The sequence below is a fragment of the Ruegeria sp. AL11 genome, from assembly GCF_056540865.1.
Genome location: NZ_JBQFXO010000099.1, coordinates 1 through 521 on the forward strand (window position 1 = coordinate 1; position 521 = coordinate 521).

Sequence of the window (521 nt, forward strand, 5' to 3'; positions counted from 1 at the left end):
CCATTGTCGGCCGTTGCAGGTGATTATCCTGAAACCAAATTCGTGGCCGTCGACGTGAACTGGCTGGACATCCCCAACATCCGCCAGATCGGCTTTGCCGAGCATGAAGGATCGTACCTGGTTGGCATGATGGCAGCGATGGCATCGAAATCGGGCACCGTTGGCTTTATCGGCGGTATGGACATTCCGCTGATCCGCCACTTTGGCTGCGGATACGCACAAGGCGCCAAAGCCGTGAACCCGGACATCAATGTTGTCGCCAACATGACCGGCACCACCCCTGCGGCGTGGAACGACCCTGTAAAAGGTTCGGAACTTACAAAAGCACAGATCAGCCAGGGTGCTGACGTGATCTATGCCGCAGCTGGTGGTACAGGTGTAGGCGTTCTGCAAACGGCAGCTGACGAAGGCATCCTGTCGATCGGCGTGGACAGCAACCAGAACCACCTGCATCCGGGCAAGGTCCTGACGTCGATGCTGAAGCGTGTGGACGTCGCGGTGTATGACGCGATGAAAGCAGG

At 57.8% G+C, this 521-nt stretch carries 1 protein-coding gene; it reads left to right on the top strand.

Going from position 1 to position 521, the window contains the following annotated elements; all coding sequences use genetic code 11:
- The coding region (locus tag ACR0IP_RS23485) for a BMP family ABC transporter substrate-binding protein (RefSeq protein WP_480528208.1) at positions 1–521 on the top strand (521 nt) is incomplete at both ends.